Raw genomic sequence first — 17,917 nt, 5'->3', positions numbered from 1 at the left:
GCCAGGGCGACCGACAGGGCGTGCACGTGCCGGCCGAGCCCGCCGACCAGGACCGGCGGGTACTCCCAGGAGAGCATCAGCACCCGCAGTCGCCGGGCGGGGTGGATGTCGATCACGTCGGCGTCAGGTGACATTCGGGCGGCCCCCTTTGAGTTGTCCCCGGGCGCGCCGCCGGGTACCGGAGACCGGTGCCCGGTGCGGTCGCGAGCGGATCGGAACCCATCCTGCTGGCGGCCGGCTAACCGGCGGAGACGCCGCCGTTGCGGTCGTGTAAAGCGCTACCGGCCGTTTCTGCGGGCGCGTAGCAGCTCGGCGACCGACCACGCCTGGAACGGGCACCCGGTGGCCGCGTGCGGCGCGAGGCCGTCGGCCGTCTCACTCACCGATCCTAGGCCATATTCGGTCAGATGGGCCTCGATGCCGACGAAAAGGTCATCGACCGACATCTTGGCTCGTCGGGCGGCGTCGGCGTACGGGCCGAGCAGCCACGGCCAGACGGTGCCCTGGTGGTAGGCGCCGTCCCGCTCGGCCGGACCGCCCCGGTGCCGCCCGACGAACTCGGGTGAGTCGGGGGAGAGGCTGCGCGGGCCCAGCGGGGTGAGCAGCCCGGCGGCGACCCGGCGCACGGTGGCCTCGTCGGGCTCCAGCGGGGCGTACGGCAGCGACCAGGCCAGCAGCTGGTTGGGGCGTAGCAGGTCGTCGTCGTGGTGCGCGGCCCCGCCCAGCGGGTACGCGGGCGCGGGCGCGTCCACCACGTCGTGCAGCCAGCCCGACGGGGCCGGGAACCGGTCCCGGAACGCGGCGCCGGCGCGCTCGTGCAGCCGCCACAGCGCGCCCGCGTCCCGCCCCGCCAGCTCGGTCAGCTCGGCCAGGCCGGCCAGCCCGTTGACCCAGAGCGCGTTGACCTCCACCGGCTTGCCCGTGCGCGGGGTGACCGGCACCCCGTACACGCGGGCGTCCATCCAGGTCAGTGCCGTGCCCGGGGTGCCGCCCTGGGTGAGCAGCCCGTCGGCCGGGTCGACGGCGATGCCGAAGCGGGTGCCGGCCAGGTGCGCGTCGACGACGCCGTGCAGCGCGGGCAGCAGCTCGTCGCCGAGATCGGTGTCGCCGGTGACCGTGACGTGCCGGCTGACCGCGTGCAGGAACCACAGCGTCGCGTCGACGGTGTTGTACTCCACCCGCCCGGTGTCGGCGGTGTTCGCGAGCATCCCCTCCGACAGCGTCGCCGCGTACGCCCGCAGCAGCTCCCGGCCCTCGCCGGCCCGGTTGGTACAGAGGAACAGCCCCTCGTAGGAGATCATCGTGTCCCGCGACCAGGCGCCGAACCACGGGTAGCCGGCCACCACGTCCGGCCCGGTGGCCGTGTCGACCACGAACGCGTCGGCGGCCAGCGTCAGCGTCGCCTCGACCGCGTCGGCCGGCTTCGCCGCGGCCACCACCCGCCGGTTGCGCCCCCGCGCCGCCGCGACCACCTCGGTCGCCGGGGGCGGCTCCTCGACCAGCTCGTCGGCCCACGCGAGCACCGACACCGTGTCGCCCGGGCGCTCCAGCGCGCCCGAGAACCGGCCCGCGTACCAGAGGTCCTCGTCGGGGTTCAGGCCCCGCGCCGCCTCCTCCCGGTGGTGCGCGCCGAGCCACCACTGGCCCTCCGGGGTCCAGTCCGGCCCGGCGATGCGGAACGCGCCCTCGACCACCGCGCCGCCCGGCACGGACTCCGCCCGGGGGGCCGGGCCGTCGGCGCGGCGCTCGCCGTGCGCGTCCCGCCAGGTGCACACCGCCGCCAGGTCGAGGCGCACCGGCCCACCGGAGACCAGCCGGTGCACCACGGCGACGCAGGGGCGCCCGTGCGTCATCGCCAGCTCCCGCTCGATCACCACGTCGCCGATCCGCCACCGCCACCGGGGCAGGCCGTCGGTCAGGTCGAAGCGTTCCAGCAGCTCGAAGCCGCGCGGATCGACATCGCCGGAGGCCCACTCGTGCGCGCCCAGGCGCACCCGGGCGCCGGAGGGGAACAGCACGGCCGGGTCCAGGCCGACCAGTCCCACCCGGCGGGACGCCGGCGTCTCGCCGGCCACCACGAGCAGGCCGTGGTACCGGCGGGTGCGCAACCCGCTCACCGTGCCGGTGGCGTAGCCGCCGAGACCGTCGGTGACCAGCCACTCCCGGGCGGCGCCGCCGGTCAGGTCGCCGCAGACCTGCGAACCGAAGCGAATGTCGATCAACTTTCCTCCACCGGCGGCGGGGTGCAACACGCCACGACGAGAATGGCTCCTGTGGTGAAGTCCCCCGGCGACGTCGAAGATGTGCGAGTGATCACCGACGTGCCGCCCCCCGACGACCACGCGCCCGACCCCGAACGGCTCCGGCTGGCTCAGGCCGACGCCGGGGAACAGGACTGGCGCGCATGGGGTCCCTATCTGTCCGAGCGGGCGTGGGGGACGGTACGGGAGGACTACAGCGAGCACGGTACGGCCTGGGACTACTTCCCGCACGACCACGCGCGGTCCAGAGCCTACCGGTGGAGCGAGGACGGCATGGCGGGCGTCTGCGACGACCGGCAGACGTTCTGCTTCGCCCTCGCCCTGTGGAACGGAAAGGACCCGATCCTCAAGGAGCGGATGTTCGGCCTCGGCGGCGACGGCGGCAACCACGGCGAGGACGCCAAGGACTACTGGTGGTACGAGGACTCCACCCCCACCCACTCGTGGATGCGCTGGCGCTACCACTACCCGCAGGCCGCCTTCCCGTACGACGAGCTGGTCGCGGTGAACGCGCTGCGCGGGCGCGACGACACCGAGTACGAGCTGGTGGACACCGGCATCTTCGACGACGACCGGTACTGGGCGGTGACCGTCGACTACGCCAAGGCGACGCCGACGGACATGTGCGTCGTCGTCACCGTCGCCAACCGGGGCGACCGGGCGGCCACCCTGCACGTGCTGCCGACGCTCTGGTTCCGCAACACCTGGGCGTGGGGGCTGCCCGGCGGTGACCGGGTGCCCCGGCTGGTCGGCGAGGGATCGCGGCTCGTCGGCGAGCACCGGGTGCTGGGCCAGCTGCTGCTGGAGGGCGACGGGGAGCCCACGCCGCTGCTCTGCGACAACGACACCAACGCCGAGCGGCTCTGGGGCCTGCCCGGCCGCTCTCCCTACCCGAAGGACGGCATCAACGACCACGTGGTCGACGGGGCCCCGACGGTCAACCCGGCCCGGGAGGGCACCAAGGGCGCGCTGCACTACGTGCTGGACGTGCCGGCGGGGGCGCAGCGGCGGATCCGGCTGCGGCTGACCCGTACCGCCCCGCCGCCCGGCGGCACCCCGCCGCCCCCGGCGGACCTGGGCGACGGCTTCGACGCCGTGGTGTGGGCCCGCCGGGCGGAGGCGAACCGGTTCTTCGCCGGGGTGGTCCCGGCCGCCGCGACCCCGGACGAGGCACTCGTCGCCCGGCAGGCGATCGCCGGACTGATGTGGGGCAAGCAGTTCTACCACTTCGACGTCAAGCGCTGGCTGGAGGGCGATCCCGGCTCGTCGCCGCCGCCGTCCGGGCGCCGGCACGGGCGCAACAGCGCCTGGTGGCACATGACGAGCTTCGACGTGATCTCCATGCCGGACCCGTGGGAGTACCCCTGGTACGCGGCCTGGGACCTGGCCTTCCACTGCGTGAGCATCGCCCGGGTCGATCCGGGCTTCGCCAAGGAGCAGCTGCTGCTCCTGCTGCGGGAGTGGTACCTGCACCCCAACGGCCAGATCCCGGCGTACGAGTGGGCGTTCGGGGACGTGAACCCGCCGGTGCACGCGTGGGCGGCGCTGAAGGTCTTCGAGATCGACGGGGGCCGCGACCACGAATTCCTGGCCCGGGTGATGCACAAGCTGCTGCTGAACTTCACCTGGTGGGTCAACCGCAAGGACACCGTCGGCAACAACGTCTTCGAGGGCGGCTTCCTCGGGCTGGACAACGTCGGCCCCTTCGACCGCTCGGCGGCCCTGCCGGTGGCCGGCGTGCTGGAGCAGTCCGACGGCACGGCCTGGATGGCGATGTACGCGCTGAACCTGCTCGACATCGCCGTCGTGCTGGCCGAACACGACCGCACCTGGGTCGACACCGCCACCAAGTTCTTCGAGCACTTCGCCTACATCGCCGCCGCCGCGTACGAGCAGGGCCTGTGGGACGCCGAGGACGCGTTCTTCTACGACGTGCTGCGCCTCGCCGACGGCACGAAGGTGCCCCTGAAGGTCCGCTCGGTCGTCGGCCTGCTGCCGTTGGCCGCGACGACCCGGCTCACCGCCCGTACCCTGCACCGGCTGCCCGAACTGCACGCCCGGCTGCGCTGGTTCCTCGCCAACCGCCCCGAGTACGCCGACGTCGTCGGCGCCCGGCGGCTCGGGCCCGACGGTCGCCAGCACCGGCTGCTGTCGATGGTCGGCCCGGAGCAGATCGTCCGCCTGCTCGCCCGGATGCTCGACACCGACGAGTTCCTCTCCGAGTACGGGCTGCGGACGCTGTCGCGCGCCCACCTCGACAAGCCGTTCTCGGTGACCCTTGGCGGCCAGGAGTTCAGCGTCGGCTACGAACCGGCCGAGTCGACCAGCGGCCTGTTCGGGGGCAACTCGAACTGGCGCGGCCCGATCTGGATGCCGACCAACTTCCTGCTGATCAGCGCGTTGCGCGACTACGCCGCCTTCTTCGGCGACGACCTCCAGGTGGAGTATCCGACGCGCTCCGGGGTGAAGCGGACCCTCGACGAGATCGCCGACGACCTCTCCGCGCGGCTGATCTCGCTGTTCACCCGCGACGGCTGGGGTCGGCGGCCGATCTACGGCGCCGCCCAGCTCTTCCAGACCCACCCGGACTGGCGGGACCTGATCTGCTTCCCCGAATACTTCCACGGCGACAACGGCGCCGGGCTGGGCGCCTGGCACCAGACCGGTTGGACGGCCCTGGTCGCCGACCTGATCCTCACCCTGCGCCGCTGACCCGAGCAGCGCCAGAGTCGCCAATCCGTCGCGTGGGCGTCACCGCCGGTGACGCTCACTAGCATCGGCGGGGTGTCGTCAGCAGATGGAGCAGACGCCGGCCCGGCCGAGTGGGAGCGCGTCGTCCTCGCCGCCCGGGAGCTGGCCGAGGCCGAGGGGTGGTCGGCAGCCACCCACCGCCGGCTGGCCGAGCGGACCGGCGTCGACATCGAGGCCCTCTACCGCCGCTTCCCGGACCCGGCCGCGCTCATGTCCGCCGTGGCGGTGCGCGGCTTCGTCGACCTGGCCGCCGCGCTCGCCGCCGCCCGCGCCGCCCCCGCCGCCCGCGCCGCCCCCGCCGGCCACGGCGACTGGCCGGCGGTGGTGGCGGCCTACCTGGACTTCGCGTACGCCAATCCCGAGGTCTACGACGCGATGCTCGCCCACACCTCGGACCTCACCCTGGGCCGCGATCCGGGGCCGGGCGCGCCCGGCGCCGCCTTCGCCGAGCTGCGCGCCGGCGTGGCCCCGCTGGCTGCCGGCCGGGATCCCGACACGCTCGCCGAACTCGGCTGGGCGCTGCTGCACGGCACGGTCATGCTCACCCGGGGCGGGCGGCTGCGCCCCGACAAGCAGGAGCAGCGGGAGGACATGATCATGTCGGGGCTGCTCGCCGGCCCGGAGGCCCCGACGCCCGCCAGGGACGAGCCGACCCCGCGAAAACCCGGCTGACCGGGCCGACGGGCCCGCAGTACCGTGGCCCCGGCCAGCACGGGGGAGGAGAGTCATGGGAAACGCCACGCGCCGCCGCGACGGGCAGGTGCTCGTCTTCGACGCCGACGACACGCTCTGGGAGAACAACATCCTGTTCGAGCGGGTGATCGACGACTTCCTGGAGTGGCTGGACCATCCGACCCTCGACCGGGCCGAGATCCGGGCCATCCTGGACGACATCGAGCGGGCCAACGCGGTCGCGCACGGCTACGGCAGCAAGGTGTTCCTGCGCAGCCTCGGGGAGTGCCTGGAGCGGCTGCGGCAGCGTCCCGCCACCGAGGCGGAACGCCGCCAGCTCGACGAGCTGGCGGCGGCCCTGGTGGCGCACCAGGTGGAGCTGATGCCCGGCGTGGCCGAGGCGCTGGACGCCCTGGCCGTCCGGCACCACCTGCTGCTGCTGACCAAGGGCGAACGCGAGGAGCAGCAGCGCAAGCTCGACGCCTGCGGCCTGCTGCACCACTTCCGGGCCGCGCACATCGTGCCGGAGAAGGACGTCGACACCTACCGCTGGCTGGTCCGGGAGCACGGCGTCGACCCCGCCGTCACCTGGATGATCGGCAACTCCCCGAAGTCCGACATCCGGCCCGCCCGCGCCGCCGGCCTCAACGCCGTGTTCATCCCCAACGACAACACCTGGGTGCTGGAGCACGACGAGCTGGATCCGGCCGACCCCGGGGTGCTGCGGCTGTCCACGTTCCCCGAACTGCTGCACCACTTCTGAGGCGGTCTTCGGGCCGCCGGCGGGGGCGTACGGAGCGCCGGACGCAGTGACGGCCTCGACGGGAAACAGCGCTGGCCGGTAGGGCCGTGTTACGTCGACATGCCGCTTTTTCGCCTTGACATCAAACACCCCCGGGGGGCCCGACTCGTCCTTGTCCGGCCCCCCGCGGCACGCCTAGCCTGATCCGGCGCTCACGGCTCCTCGGGGTGAGTCGGGAGCGTGCCGAAGTCCGGTAGTTGGGCACCATGGAGCTGAGTGCAGGCGGCTGGCTCGTCGCGTTGAGCCCGGCGTGGGCGGCGTGCCACGCCCACGCGCTCATCCGGCGCGCCCGCCACCACGCCGGACGGCTGGGGGCAGGACCGGGGAGTTGCGGCCCCGGTCCTGACACCCTCGGCGGTCGGCCATCGACTCGCCGCGCAGTGGCGGCGGAATGCTGCTGCCACCGAGCTTCGCGCCGGGCGCCGGCGGAGAATCCTCAGCCCGCTGTCGCGGCCACACCAGCCTCCGACGCCCCGGCGACGCGCCACCGACGACGCCGCCGCAGCGCCGTCGATCCGCGGTGCCAGCGGTCTTGTACCAGCCGGTCCGGGCGGTAGCCGGACGATAGCTGTCGATATGCGGACGCCTCCTAGCTTCTACCCGTCGTGCTGACTCCTTGGCGGAGGGTGACGGGTGAAGAGGAAACTACGGGGGCCGCTGATAGCGGGCCTGGTGATGGCGTTGGCCGCCACCGTGGGCGGGACGCAGGTCCTGTCCCAGCGGGAGCCGGAGCAGGCCGCGACCGCAGCGCAGGACGACGGCCTGCTGTCCCGGCTCGGCGACGCGGCGAAGGGGCTGGTCGACGGCGGCTCGCGCCCGGCGAGGCCGGAGGTGGTCGGCGCCGGCCTGGCGGTGCGGGAGAAGGCACCGCCGGCGAAGGTCTTGCCCCCGCAGAAGCGGGTCAGGGAACTCCCCGGCAAGCGCACGAAGAACAGCCGCGTGTACCAGCTGTCCGACGGACGGACCCAGGCGGAGATCTCCGCCGTGCCGTTGCACTACAAGGACGGCAGGGGCCGGTACCACCCGATCGACACCAGGGTGCGCCCGACGAGCGACAAGGGATACGTCCAGGGCAACACGACGAACAGCTTCACCAGCCTCTTCGGCGACCGCTCGGACGAGCTGGTGCGCTTCGAGCAGGAGGGTCGCAGCGTCGAGCTGGGTCTGGCCGGTGCGGCGAAGGCAGTCACGCCCCGGGTCGCCGGCTCGTCTGTCACCTACCCCGGTGTGGCCGGTGGCGCGGACGTCGTCTACGACGTGACCCCGACGGCCCTGAAGGAGAAGATCGTCCTGCACCGGGCGCCGAGCGGCCCGGCGTCGTACACGTTCACCCTGGACGCCACCGGGCTCACCGCGCAGCAGCGTGCCGACGGGTCGATCGCGTTCGTCGGCCTGGCCGGTGGCGCTCCGGTCTTCGTGATGCCGGCCCCGTTCATGTACGACGACCGGGACGACAAGGCGTCGCCGCACGGCAAGGTGTGGAGCGACAAGGTCACGCAGACCGTGGCCGGGTCGGGGGCCGACACGACGGTGACGGTGACCGCGGACGCCGCCTGGCTGGCCGACCCGAAGCGGGTCTACCCGGTGGTGATCGACCCGACCATCCGGATCCAGCCGGTGCCGGACGACGCCCAGGACGTGCAGGTCTACTCGGGCAATCCGGATCACGAGTACCAGAAGGACCCCACGACGTGGCCGCTGCGGGTGGGCACGGACACCGGGATCTGGCGGTCGTTGGTGCGGTTCCCGTTGACCGCGGTGCCGTCCGGGACGGCGATCGACGACGCCCGGCTGGAGTTGTACTACGACCAGACCCACACCTCGTACGAGCATGACGTGCTGATGGAGGCGCGTCGGGTGACGCAGCCGTGGACGGACGAGTCGGCGACCTGGAACAACACGCACCAGAACATCGCCGCGCAGCCGGCCGGGAACCTCGTGCAGCTCGACGACGGTGACGCGGGCACCTCGGTCACCGGTTCGTGGGCGTGGTCCGGCAACCCCGACATGACCCGGCACGCGGTGAATACCGACTACCGGTTCAACAACGACCCGGTCGCGGGGGACTCCCACACCTGGACGCCGACGATCACCGAGACCGGCGACTACAAGGTCGAGGTGCACTACGTGGGCGCGTCCGACCGGGCCAACCCCACCCCGTACACCGTGCACCACGCCAACGGGTCGGCGACGCCGTCGGTCAACCAGACCACTCCGGACAGCAAGGGCGCCTGGGCGACCCTCGGCACGTACCGCTTCAACGCCGGCACGGCCGGCCGGGTGGTGCTGCGGGACGTGGCGGGCAAGGCGGTGATCGCCGACGCGGTGCGGTTCACCCGCTGGGGTGTGGCGAACAAGGCCAAGAACGTCTCCAGCGTGTGGAACTCGTTCGCCGTGCGCGACGTGGTGCAGCAGTGGCTCGACGGCACGCCGAACCACGGTTTCGTGGTCAAGGCGGTGGACGAGGAGACCAGGGGCCGCGGCGGGCCCATCTACGAGGCCTCGGAGTACGCGTACCAGAACGACCGGCGTGACTACAACCTGCCCCGGCTGATCGTCACCTACGGCCGCCCGGGCGTGGCGGTGCACCCGCCGACCACGGTCACCGCCACCGGCGCCGTGCTGACCTGGCCGCAGTACCAGGACCCGTCGTCGAACACCGGCGACGACGCGGTGGAGTACCAGGTGCACCGCAGCATCTACCAGGACTTCCGGCCGTCGTCGGCGACGCTGATCGCCCCGGTCGGCACGTCCACGTACACCTATCAGGACACCACGGCGGTGCCGACGGCGGCGGACAACACCGACCCGATGGCCCGCAAGTTCTACTACTACATGGTCGCCGTGAAGACCCGCGACGGGCAGGTCCTGGCCGGGCCGAGTCAGGCCGTCATGCTGCCCAAGGCCGGGCAGATCACCCGGATCTACCGGGACGCGGCGGCGGCCGGGGACACCAACGGCGTCAACGGGGTGGTCGACACGAACCTGTCGCTGACCCGGCGCACGGAGAACGTCGACAGCTACGTCGGGGACCCGTACCTGGGGGTGGGGAACAACTCCACCTACTACGGCACCACCCGCAACCTGGTGAAGTTCCCGACCCTGGCCGGCATTCCGTCGACGGCGCGGGTCGTGGACGCACAGCTGCGGATGTGGAACACCTCGCTGTTCCCCGGCGACAACCAGACCGAGTACGTCGACGTCCACAGACTGACCCAGGGCTTCGACGAGACGACCGCCACCTGGGACAAGGCGAACGCCACCACCGCCTGGACCACCCCCGGCGGCGACTATGACACCGCCTGGAAGGCGGGGTTCAACGGGTTCACCAACGACCCGGAGTGGGCCACCTGGACGGTCACCGACCCGGTGAAGGGCTGGGTCGCCACGCCGGGCAGCAACAAGGGCTTCCTGCTGCGGATGCGTAACGAGGCCACCCAGACCGCGCGGGCCATGATCCTGTCGTCGGAGGCACCCGAGCCGCTGCTGCGCCCGACGCTGGAGGTCACCTACCTCGAGCAGAGCGCCGAGTCGACCTACCACGCGCCGAGCACCCCGCACCAGCTCGCGCCGGCCTCGACGTACACCGTCCCGGTCACCGTGTCGAACCCGACCGGCGCGGCGTTCGCCGCCACCGAGTGGGAGCTGACCTACCAGTGGAAGCGGGCCGACGGCCTGCCGGTGGCCGACCCCGCCATCCACGTGCCGACGCCGCTGCCGGCCGCCGTGCCGATCGCCGGCACGGTCGACGTCAACGCGCAGGTCAAGACCCCACCGCCGGCGTCGGACGGCAACAAGCGCACGGACTACGTGCTCGACTGGGAGCTACGCAACAAGGTCACCGGCAAGAAACTCTCCGAGACCACCCCCGCGATCAAGGCGTTGCCGCAGAACATCGCGGTGGAGGAGCCGACCTCCGACCAGCTCGGTCTGGAGAAGTTCTACTCGTACGCGGGGAAGAACACCGGTGCCGGTGGCACGCTGATGAACAACCTGTACGCCGGCAACACGGTCTGGTCGTACAACGCGTTCAACAACCCGTCGCGGGGCCTGTCGACCTTCGTCCGGCTGGCGTACAACTCGTTGGACACCAGTGACACCGTCGCCGGCTACGGCTGGTCGTTGCAGGCGTCGTCGTTGATGCGCCTGGGCACGCCGCTGGACTTCCACCCCAACCCGAACCCGACGAAGGTCACCCTGACCGACGGCGACGGCACCAGCCACCGGTTCACCTGGGACGCGGCGGCGAACGAGTGGAAGAGCCCCAAGGGCGTGCACCTCTACCTGCAGAAGCACAGCAGCGTGCAGTGCAAGCCCAACACGCAGGAGCCGAAGGCGTGGGTGCTCACCAAGCCCGACCGGACGCAGTTCTTCTACGACTGCGAGGGCTTCCTGTCGAGCGTGGTGGACAGCAACGGCAACGAGCTGCGCTTCACCTACGAGGAGCGCAAGTCCAACAACAAGCCGACGAAGTTCCTCCGGTACGTTACGGACGCGACCGGCCGGCAGACGCTGACCGTCGACTACTACGCCAAGGGCCAGGCGTTCGACTACATCGACGACACCACCTGGACCCGACAGTCCGGCACCAACCTGACCAACCCGAAGATCATCGACCACGTCTCGCAGATCACCGACATCTCGGGACGCAAGCTCACCTTTACCTACACCGACAAGGGTCTGCTGGGTGAGCTGATCGACGGCGCCGGCTCCAGCCAGCCGAAGACGTTCAAGTTCGCCTACGACATGACGCAGGGCAACAAGAACGTCAAGTTGGTCAAGACCACCGACCCGCGTGGCAACGCCACCGAGGTGACCTACAACTACCCGCAGGCCGGCGACGATCCGAAGTGGCACTGGACCACCAAGTCGTACAAGGACCGGCTGACCCACCTGACGCAGTTCGCGTACACCGACCCGGACGGGCCGCAGGGCAACACCATCCACACCACGGTCACGGACGCGGAGAACCAGGCCACCGCCTACCAGATGGACGGCTACGGCCGGCCGACCCAGACGACCAACGCGAAGAACCAGACCACGAAGTTCGGCTGGGACGACAACCACAACGTGATCCGACTGGAGGAGGCCAACCAGGCCGTCTCCACCTGGACCTACGACGCCAAGACCGGCTACCCGACCGAGATCAAGGACGCCGAGGCGGTCAGGAACGGCACGTCAGGCACCGTGCTGACCTACCAGCGCCAGCTCAACGGCTACGTCGCGGAGGTCACCGCGAAGACCAGCCCCGAGGGGCGCAAACACACCTTCGGCTACGAGGCCGACGGTGACCTCGCCTGGGTGGTCGACCCGATGGGCAACACCACGACGGACCCGGAGGACTACAAGACCTCCTACACGTACGACGCGTGGGGCCAGATGTTGACGGCGACCGATGCCAACGGCAACACCACGGTCAACAACAGCTTCGACCCGAACGGCTACCCGCAGACGATCACCGACGCGAAGCAGAAGTCGACGACGTTCGTCTACGACGTGCGCGGCAACGTCCTGAAGGTCACCGACGCCAACGGCAAGGAAACCACGCAGACGTACGACATGTTCGGGCGTCCGCTGGAGAACCGCGTTCCGAAGGACCAGGCCGCCGGGGACTTCGTCGTCACCCCGGCGCCGAAGTACGACCAGAACGACAACGTCTACGAGTCGTACGCCCCGAACGGTGTCGTCAGCAAGGCGGTCTACGACCAGGCCGACCAGGTGACCTACACGCTGGCCCCGGTCGACGTCGCAGGTGATCCGGAACGGAAGACGTCGTTCACCTACGACAAGGTCGGCAACCTGCTGACCACCACCGAGCCGAAGGGCAACCTGACGACGTTGGCCGGTGACTTCGTCACCACCAACGTGTACGACGAGATCTACCAGCTCACCGGCGTCGTCAACGCCAAGGGCGACCGGATCACCTACGAGTACGACAACGTCGGCAACGTCCGCAAGGTGATCGACCCGGTGAAGAACGCGTCGGCCGCGACCGACGACTACACCACCCTGTACGAGTACGACTGGTCCCACCGGCTGACCAAGACCACGGACGCGCTGGGCAAGTTCACCACCAGCACGTACGACCGGGACGGTCTGGTCAAGGCCACCACCGACCAGCTCGGCAACAGAACCGAGGTCACCTTCGACCCGCGGGGACTGCCCAGCCAGGTCAAGGTGCCGCACAAGAACGACGCCGGAGTCATCACCTACCGCACCACGAAGTACGAGTACGACGAGGTCGGCAACCGGACCAGGACGATCAGTCCGCGGGGTGTGGCCACCACGGACGACCCGGACGACTTCGCCACGGTCACCGTCTACGACGAGCTGAACCGGGCGAAGGAGACCCGCACGGCGTACGACAAGGACGACGCCCGCTACAAGACGGCGGACGTCACCACCTACGAGTACGACTCCGTGGGCCAGCTGGCGAAGGTCAGCATGCCGCCGTCGGCGGGTGAGTCGGTCCGCAACGACACGACATACACCTACTTCGACAACGGCCTGACGAAGACCAGCAGCGACCCGTGGGACATCGTCACGTCCTACGACTACGACAAGCTGGGTGCCCAGACCGCGCGGACGGTCACGTCGGCGGGCGGATCGTCGAACCGGACCATGACCTGGTCCTACTTCCCGGACGGCAAGCTGAAGTCCCGCACGGACGACGGCGTGCCGGTCGGCAGGCAGGTCGTCCTGGTCGACAACTCCGACTTCAACAACACCGCCGCCACCGGCACCTGGACCGCGGCCACCTCGGCGACGAACAAGTACGGCACAACTACGCCACCCGCCCGGCGGGATCCGGCACGAACACCTTCACCTGGCAGCTCAACGTGCCCCAGGCCGGCACGTATGAGGCGTTCGCCCGCTACCCGAGCGTGTCCGGCGCCGCCACCGACGCGAAGTTCACGGTCAACCACGGCGGCGGCAACACGGTGAAGACGGTCAACCAGACCGCCAACGCCGGCACCTGGGTGAGCCTCGGCTCGTACAGCTTCACCGAGGGCAACAGCCACAAGGTGTCGCTGTCCGACCAGGCCGGCGGCATCGTGGTCGCCGACGCGGTGAAGCTGGTCCGGAACAACACCGGCGAGACCGACAACGAGAGGGTCGCCTACACCTACCAGTACGACCCGAACGGCAACCTCAAGACCATCACCGACTCGTCACCCAATGCCCGCGTCGACACCTACTCGATCGCCTACACCGAGCTGAACCAGGTGCAGACGGTCACCGAGAGCAAGTCGGGAACGGTCAAGAACAACACGACCTACACCTACAACGAGAACAGCGCACCGAAGACGACCACCCACGACAGCCAGTACGCCAGCTACGGCTACGACCCGCGTGACCTGGTCTCGACGGTGGTCAACGGCGAGTCCGCCACGGACCCGGACAAGAAGACCACCACCCTCACGTACACCGACCGTGGTGAGTTGTTGAGGATGACCAAGGGCAACGGCAACACCGTTGACCACACCTACTACCTGGACGGGGCGCTCAAGACCCAGGCCGAGAAGAAGTCCAACGGGACGTTGGTGTCGGAGCACACCTACACCTACGACCTGAACGGCAACCGCACCCGGGACGCCGCGAGGAAGATGAACGCCGACAACAACGCGGCGTACCTCGACACCACCAGCGCCTACACCTACGACCCGCGCGACCGCCTGTCCCAACTGGTCAAGACCGGTCACGGCGCCGACACCGAGACCTACGTGCACGACGCCAACAACAACGTCATCAACCAGACGATCAAGAACGCCACGACCACCTTCAACTACGACCGCAACCGGCTGCTCACCGCCTCGACCGGCGGTGCGACCGCCGCTTACAACTACGACCCCTTCGGCCGTCTCGACACGGTCACGGCGGCCGGGACGGTCATCGAGCGGAACGTCTACGACGGCTTCGACCACGTCATCGAGAACCGCAAGAAGACGAGCACAGGCACCTCGACGACCAGGTACACCTTCGATCCGCTGGACCGCACCACGACCAAGACGACGGATGTCGGCGGTGCCAAGGAGAAGACCACGACGTTCAACTACCTCGGTCTCTCTGGCGAGGTCCTGAACGAGGAGGTGGCTGGCGAGGTCACCAAGTCGTACCAGTACTCGCCATGGGGTCAGCGACTCTCGCAGATCACCCACAAGGACGACGGCAGCGAGGAGGACGCCTACTACGGCTACAACCCGCACACCGACGTCGAGCAGTTGACCGACGAGACCGGCAACACGAAGGCGACCTACGGCTACACGGCCTACGGCAAGAACGACGATGCTCAGTTCACCGGTATCGACAAGCCTGACGCCGCGAACCCGACGAAGGAGCCGTACAGCGCCTACCGCTTCAACTCGAAGCGGTGGGACCAGAACTCCGAGTCGTACGACATGGGCTTCCGGGACTACAGCCCAGGCCTCAACCGCTTCCTGTCCCGCGACAGCTACAACGGCGCCCTCGCCGACATGAACCTCGGCCTGAACCCGTGGACCGGGAGCCGTTACGCCTTCGGCGGCGGCAACCCGATCAGTGCCATCGAACTCGACGGGCACAACTTCCTGACAGACGCTGCCAGTGGGGTCTGGGCCGGTATCAAGGACTTCGGCAGCGCGACCTGGGGTGGGATCCAAGACGGATTTAGCTACGTCAAGGACAACTACGCAGAAGCTGGACGAGCGGTCGAGGACGCTTCGAACGGCGATTGGGGTAGTGCGGCCAAACGGGCCGGTGGCGTCACTGTTAATACGGCGACAGCCTCGTACAAGGCGGCGTGGAGCATGGCCAGTGACGCTGGCTCCACCTGGTGGAGTGGAGTTCAAGCCGCCGCCGACGGAGATATCGAGGGGGTCGCGCGAGCCGGAACGAAGAACGGTCTAGCGATACTTTCGTTTGCCGGTCCCGCCAAGGGTGTCAAGATGTCGAGGTCTGCTCGTGCCGATTCGGCATCGGCACCAGTACCACCGCGGAGGGTGGTGGAAGGTGGCCGGCCCGATGGCGAGACGGTTTTTGCGGGACACGCGAAACATGAGCTTTCTAACGGGAACGTGAAGGTTCCGGAGGGAACTAGAGTCGCCGTATACGCGCCGTATAGCAAAACGCTCGATGATGCGCAAGGGTTTGCTGTGGAAAGTGGGAGCCCGTGGATGAATCCAGTGCGCACCTACAAATCCGGAGAATCAATGCCGAATTTCACGCTCATGCCTCCGAGCGGCTTGAGGATTCGGGCAAACTCAGTGACGGTGAGCGGGCCTACCTTGCTCGCGGATCTGCTCGGACCGAACATGGGTACATGCCACTGGGCAGCCTGTAGCGTAACAGCGAGGTAGGATGTCGACGCCCGGGGTCGAAGCGTTCCTCTTCGGCCCCGGGCGTCGACGGATGCGGCTATTGATGTCGGGATGTGGTGATGAGTGAGCGAGCAGAGCCGATTCGGCGCTGGCTGAACGGGGCGTGGATCCGTGCGAGGCGATTGGAAGTTCTTCCGGGCGGCGAGGATGCCCCCCCGCCGGGTCGGCGTCAGCCGATCGCTGTCATCGACGACATCGATTATTTGGACCGCGTCCGAAAGTGGACCACGACGGGTGAATTCGCTCATGACGTCTGTCGTTGCCCCGGCGACCTGACCCTTGCGCTATACGATTCAGGGAACGTGCTCATCGGCTCGGCCACGCTGCATCCAGGAAGAATTTCCTGGGAGCGGGATCGCTTCCGTAACGACTTGCTCGCATCGGAGGTCGAGCTACGGCTGTTCCTGTCTCAATTCGGTGTTGACGGGGCCTCCAGCATCTTGTTGGGCCATATGATCTCTGCCCTGGACTTACATGAGGGCGACGTGCAGTTCAGGCCGGCTGGCGATGTTGCGGAAGCAATAGCACGTAAGATGCCTCCATCACTGGTCGAAGACCTGCGGCAGTGGCCCGGCGACGAGGCGGCAAACTTGGATCAGGAATTGGTCGAGCGAATGACTGTTCGACTGATCCAAGCGGGAGGTGACTCGACGAAGGCTGTGCAGGAGCTGTTGGCATGGCTTGGTACTGCGACCTGGCCGGCCGAGGCGGTTGCTGGCGATGGACAACTCGCTCGACGAATGTTGGCGAAGTTCGACCCAGCCCTCATAGCACAAGTGCTGCCAGGGCTTACCGATCCATTCGAGCTGATGGGTGCTGTGGTTTGGGCAGCTCACCGGGAAGAGGATGCCGCCAACATGAGTGCGGTCGGGCCCGCGATCACCCGACTGCTGAGTGGTCCATAGCGGCTCGTCATGCCAGATTGCACGGTAATCGTCGATTCTGTTCGCGCCCGCGGGCATCCATTGCCACGACGGCGGCGGAGGATGTCCGCGCGTTCGGGGCCCTTGGCATCGGGAGTCCGACCCGTCAAGCCGCCGCATCGTGCAACCAGAGTCGGCGACCAGCCGGCCCACGTCTTGCGCACCTGCCCGATGGTGATCGTCGGCTGAAATGCTATCGGCGTTCTTTCCGAATCCGGGGCTCTGGTGTGTTGGCCTCCGGCATCAACATGTCCTGGGCAGTCGACTTGCTGATTGTAAGGCAGATCTCGCGAACTCCGCTGTTGACGAGAATTCCCTCGCAATCGGGGTCCCTCGCGGCGATCTGAAGGAGAACCCCGCCGGAAACGCCTGCGTTGAATCGGGGGCCGAAGTTGATTAGAGCTGCTTCAGGGTCGGCATATGCCAGAACACGGGGCCGTCCGTCGCCGTAAGTGGTCCTGCCGGCGCTGAGGCTACCGTCAGTGGCGAGATGACCCTGTGGGGCATGGCCGAGCGCACCGGTGGCCACAATCCCGAGCATGGAGTTCCGGAAAAGCTCGAGAAAGCGTTCATAGCTTTCGGGGGTTTTGGTTTCCGCGTGCTCAGACATGATATCGGACAGCGGGGTCTCACTCATATGGCGAACGATAGCCTGCCCACTGCGTCTGCAACAAGCCAAGGTTCAGACTCTGGCGGCGCAAAGAAGGCATCCAGCTTCAGGTTGAGCTCGCCCCGCTTCGGTCGAGCAGTGTTCCCTGCCGTCGGCTTCTGCGGGGGGTGGTGATAGGTGGCCCGGCTGGATGGTTGTGGCAGGTGCGTTAGGCGCTCCTGTGCTCGTCCTGGTCGAGGTGGCCCAGCTCTCGTTATGTGCGACGAATGTTGTGTGTGCCAGCCGTCGATGTGGGCGAGGACATTAGCCGATCAAGCCGGATGCCCTCAGAGCTTTACCTGGCCGTGCTGGTCGCCCGGCAGGGTGGACGGCGCCGCTGTCGGCTAGGCGACAGGCGTCCGGAGCGCTTTCGGCCTCCGTTCTGTTACTGGAGCACGCCGGCTGCCGTTATTGATATTTATCACTCTAGGATGTTTGGTTTCTGTCTTGTTGCCGCGCCGCAATTCCCTTAGCCTGGGCGCGCGCTCAAAGTGCTACGGGGG

At 68.7% G+C, this 17,917-nt stretch carries 8 protein-coding genes and 2 pseudogenes; 7 read left to right on the top strand and 3 right to left on the bottom strand.

The annotated features are described in order from the left end of the window. Positions 1-95: pseudogene (locus ACTMS2_RS15660) on the bottom strand (glycogen/starch synthase); the annotation flags it as partial. A gap of 183 nt (positions 96-278) precedes the next feature. Further along, the gene (locus ACTMS2_RS15655) at positions 279-2,222 is read right to left on the bottom strand and encodes an amylo-alpha-1,6-glucosidase (protein ID WP_441176015.1); all 1,944 of its coding nucleotides are present in this window, start codon (positions 2,220-2,222) and stop codon (positions 279-281) included. A gap of 42 nt (positions 2,223-2,264) precedes the next feature. Here ACTMS2_RS15655 and ACTMS2_RS15650 point away from each other — a divergent pair, with 42 nt between their 5' ends. The 7 genes and pseudogenes from ACTMS2_RS15650 to ACTMS2_RS15620 all read left to right on the top strand — a co-directional run bounded on the left by ACTMS2_RS15650 (position 2,265) and on the right by ACTMS2_RS15620 (position 16,747). Then, complete coding sequence (locus tag ACTMS2_RS15650) at positions 2,265-4,973, top strand: MGH1-like glycoside hydrolase domain-containing protein (RefSeq protein ID WP_441176013.1); 2,709 nt, start codon at positions 2,265-2,267, stop codon at positions 4,971-4,973. 72 nt (positions 4,974-5,045) lie between these two features. Further along, positions 5,046-5,684: a TetR/AcrR family transcriptional regulator gene (locus tag ACTMS2_RS15645; RefSeq protein ID WP_441176012.1), complete on the top strand. Its 639-nt coding sequence runs from the start codon at positions 5,046-5,048 to the stop codon at positions 5,682-5,684. 55 nt (positions 5,685-5,739) lie between these two features. Then, a complete protein-coding gene (locus ACTMS2_RS15640; RefSeq protein WP_441176011.1) occupies positions 5,740-6,447 on the top strand; it encodes an HAD family hydrolase in 708 nt (235 codons plus the stop codon). Positions 6,448-7,161: 714 nt separating this feature from the next. Beyond that, positions 7,162-13,431, top strand: a complete 6,270-nt coding sequence (locus tag ACTMS2_RS15635) for a DNRLRE domain-containing protein (protein ID WP_441176025.1) — start codon at positions 7,162-7,164, stop codon at positions 13,429-13,431. After that, a pseudogene (locus tag ACTMS2_RS15630) lies at positions 13,317-15,035 on the top strand (golvesin C-terminal-like domain-containing protein); the annotation flags it as partial. The gene ACTMS2_RS15635 and the pseudogene ACTMS2_RS15630, both read left to right, overlap by 115 nt. 237 nt (positions 15,036-15,272) lie before the next feature. Then, entirely contained in the window at positions 15,273-15,821 is a 549-nt protein-coding gene (locus tag ACTMS2_RS15625; RefSeq protein WP_441176024.1) for a putative adhesin, read from the top strand. Positions 15,822-15,901: 80 nt separating this feature from the next. After that, positions 15,902-16,747 carry a hypothetical protein gene (locus tag ACTMS2_RS15620; protein ID WP_441176010.1) on the top strand — a complete coding sequence of 282 codons (846 nt, stop codon included), beginning with the start codon at positions 15,902-15,904 and terminating at the stop codon, positions 16,745-16,747. Positions 16,748-16,958: 211 nt separating this feature from the next. Here ACTMS2_RS15620 and ACTMS2_RS15615 read toward each other — a convergent pair whose 3' ends face one another. Next, entirely contained in the window at positions 16,959-17,402 is a 444-nt protein-coding gene (locus tag ACTMS2_RS15615; RefSeq protein WP_441176009.1) for a hypothetical protein, read from the bottom strand. Between the last annotated feature and the right edge of the window lie 515 nt (positions 17,403-17,917).

This window comes from Micromonospora sp. SD12, assembly GCF_052068495.1.
Taxonomy (GTDB): Bacteria; Actinomycetota; Actinomycetes; order Mycobacteriales; family Micromonosporaceae; genus Micromonospora; species Micromonospora echinofusca.
This window is presented reverse-complemented; position numbering and strand designations above follow the sequence as displayed.

What these genes read in the sequence shown, in the direction of transcription:
- ACTMS2_RS15650 (WP_441176013.1), top strand. Translation starts at nt 2,265, where the DNA reads ATGGCTCCTGTGGTGAAGTCCCCCGGCGACGTCGAAGATGTGCGAGTG.
- ACTMS2_RS15640 (WP_441176011.1), top strand. Translation starts at nt 5,740, where the DNA reads ATGGGAAACGCCACGCGCCGCCGCGACGGGCAGGTGCTCGTCTTCGAC.
- ACTMS2_RS15635 (WP_441176025.1), top strand. Translation starts at nt 7,162, where the DNA reads ATGGCGTTGGCCGCCACCGTGGGCGGGACGCAGGTCCTGTCCCAGCGG.
- ACTMS2_RS15625 (WP_441176024.1), top strand. Translation starts at nt 15,273, where the DNA reads ATGGCCAGTGACGCTGGCTCCACCTGGTGGAGTGGAGTTCAAGCCGCC.
- ACTMS2_RS15620 (WP_441176010.1), top strand. Translation starts at nt 15,902, where the DNA reads ATGAGTGAGCGAGCAGAGCCGATTCGGCGCTGGCTGAACGGGGCGTGG.
- ACTMS2_RS15615 (WP_441176009.1), bottom strand. Translation starts at nt 17,402, where the DNA reads ATGAGTGAGACCCCGCTGTCCGATATCATGTCTGAGCACGCGGAAACC.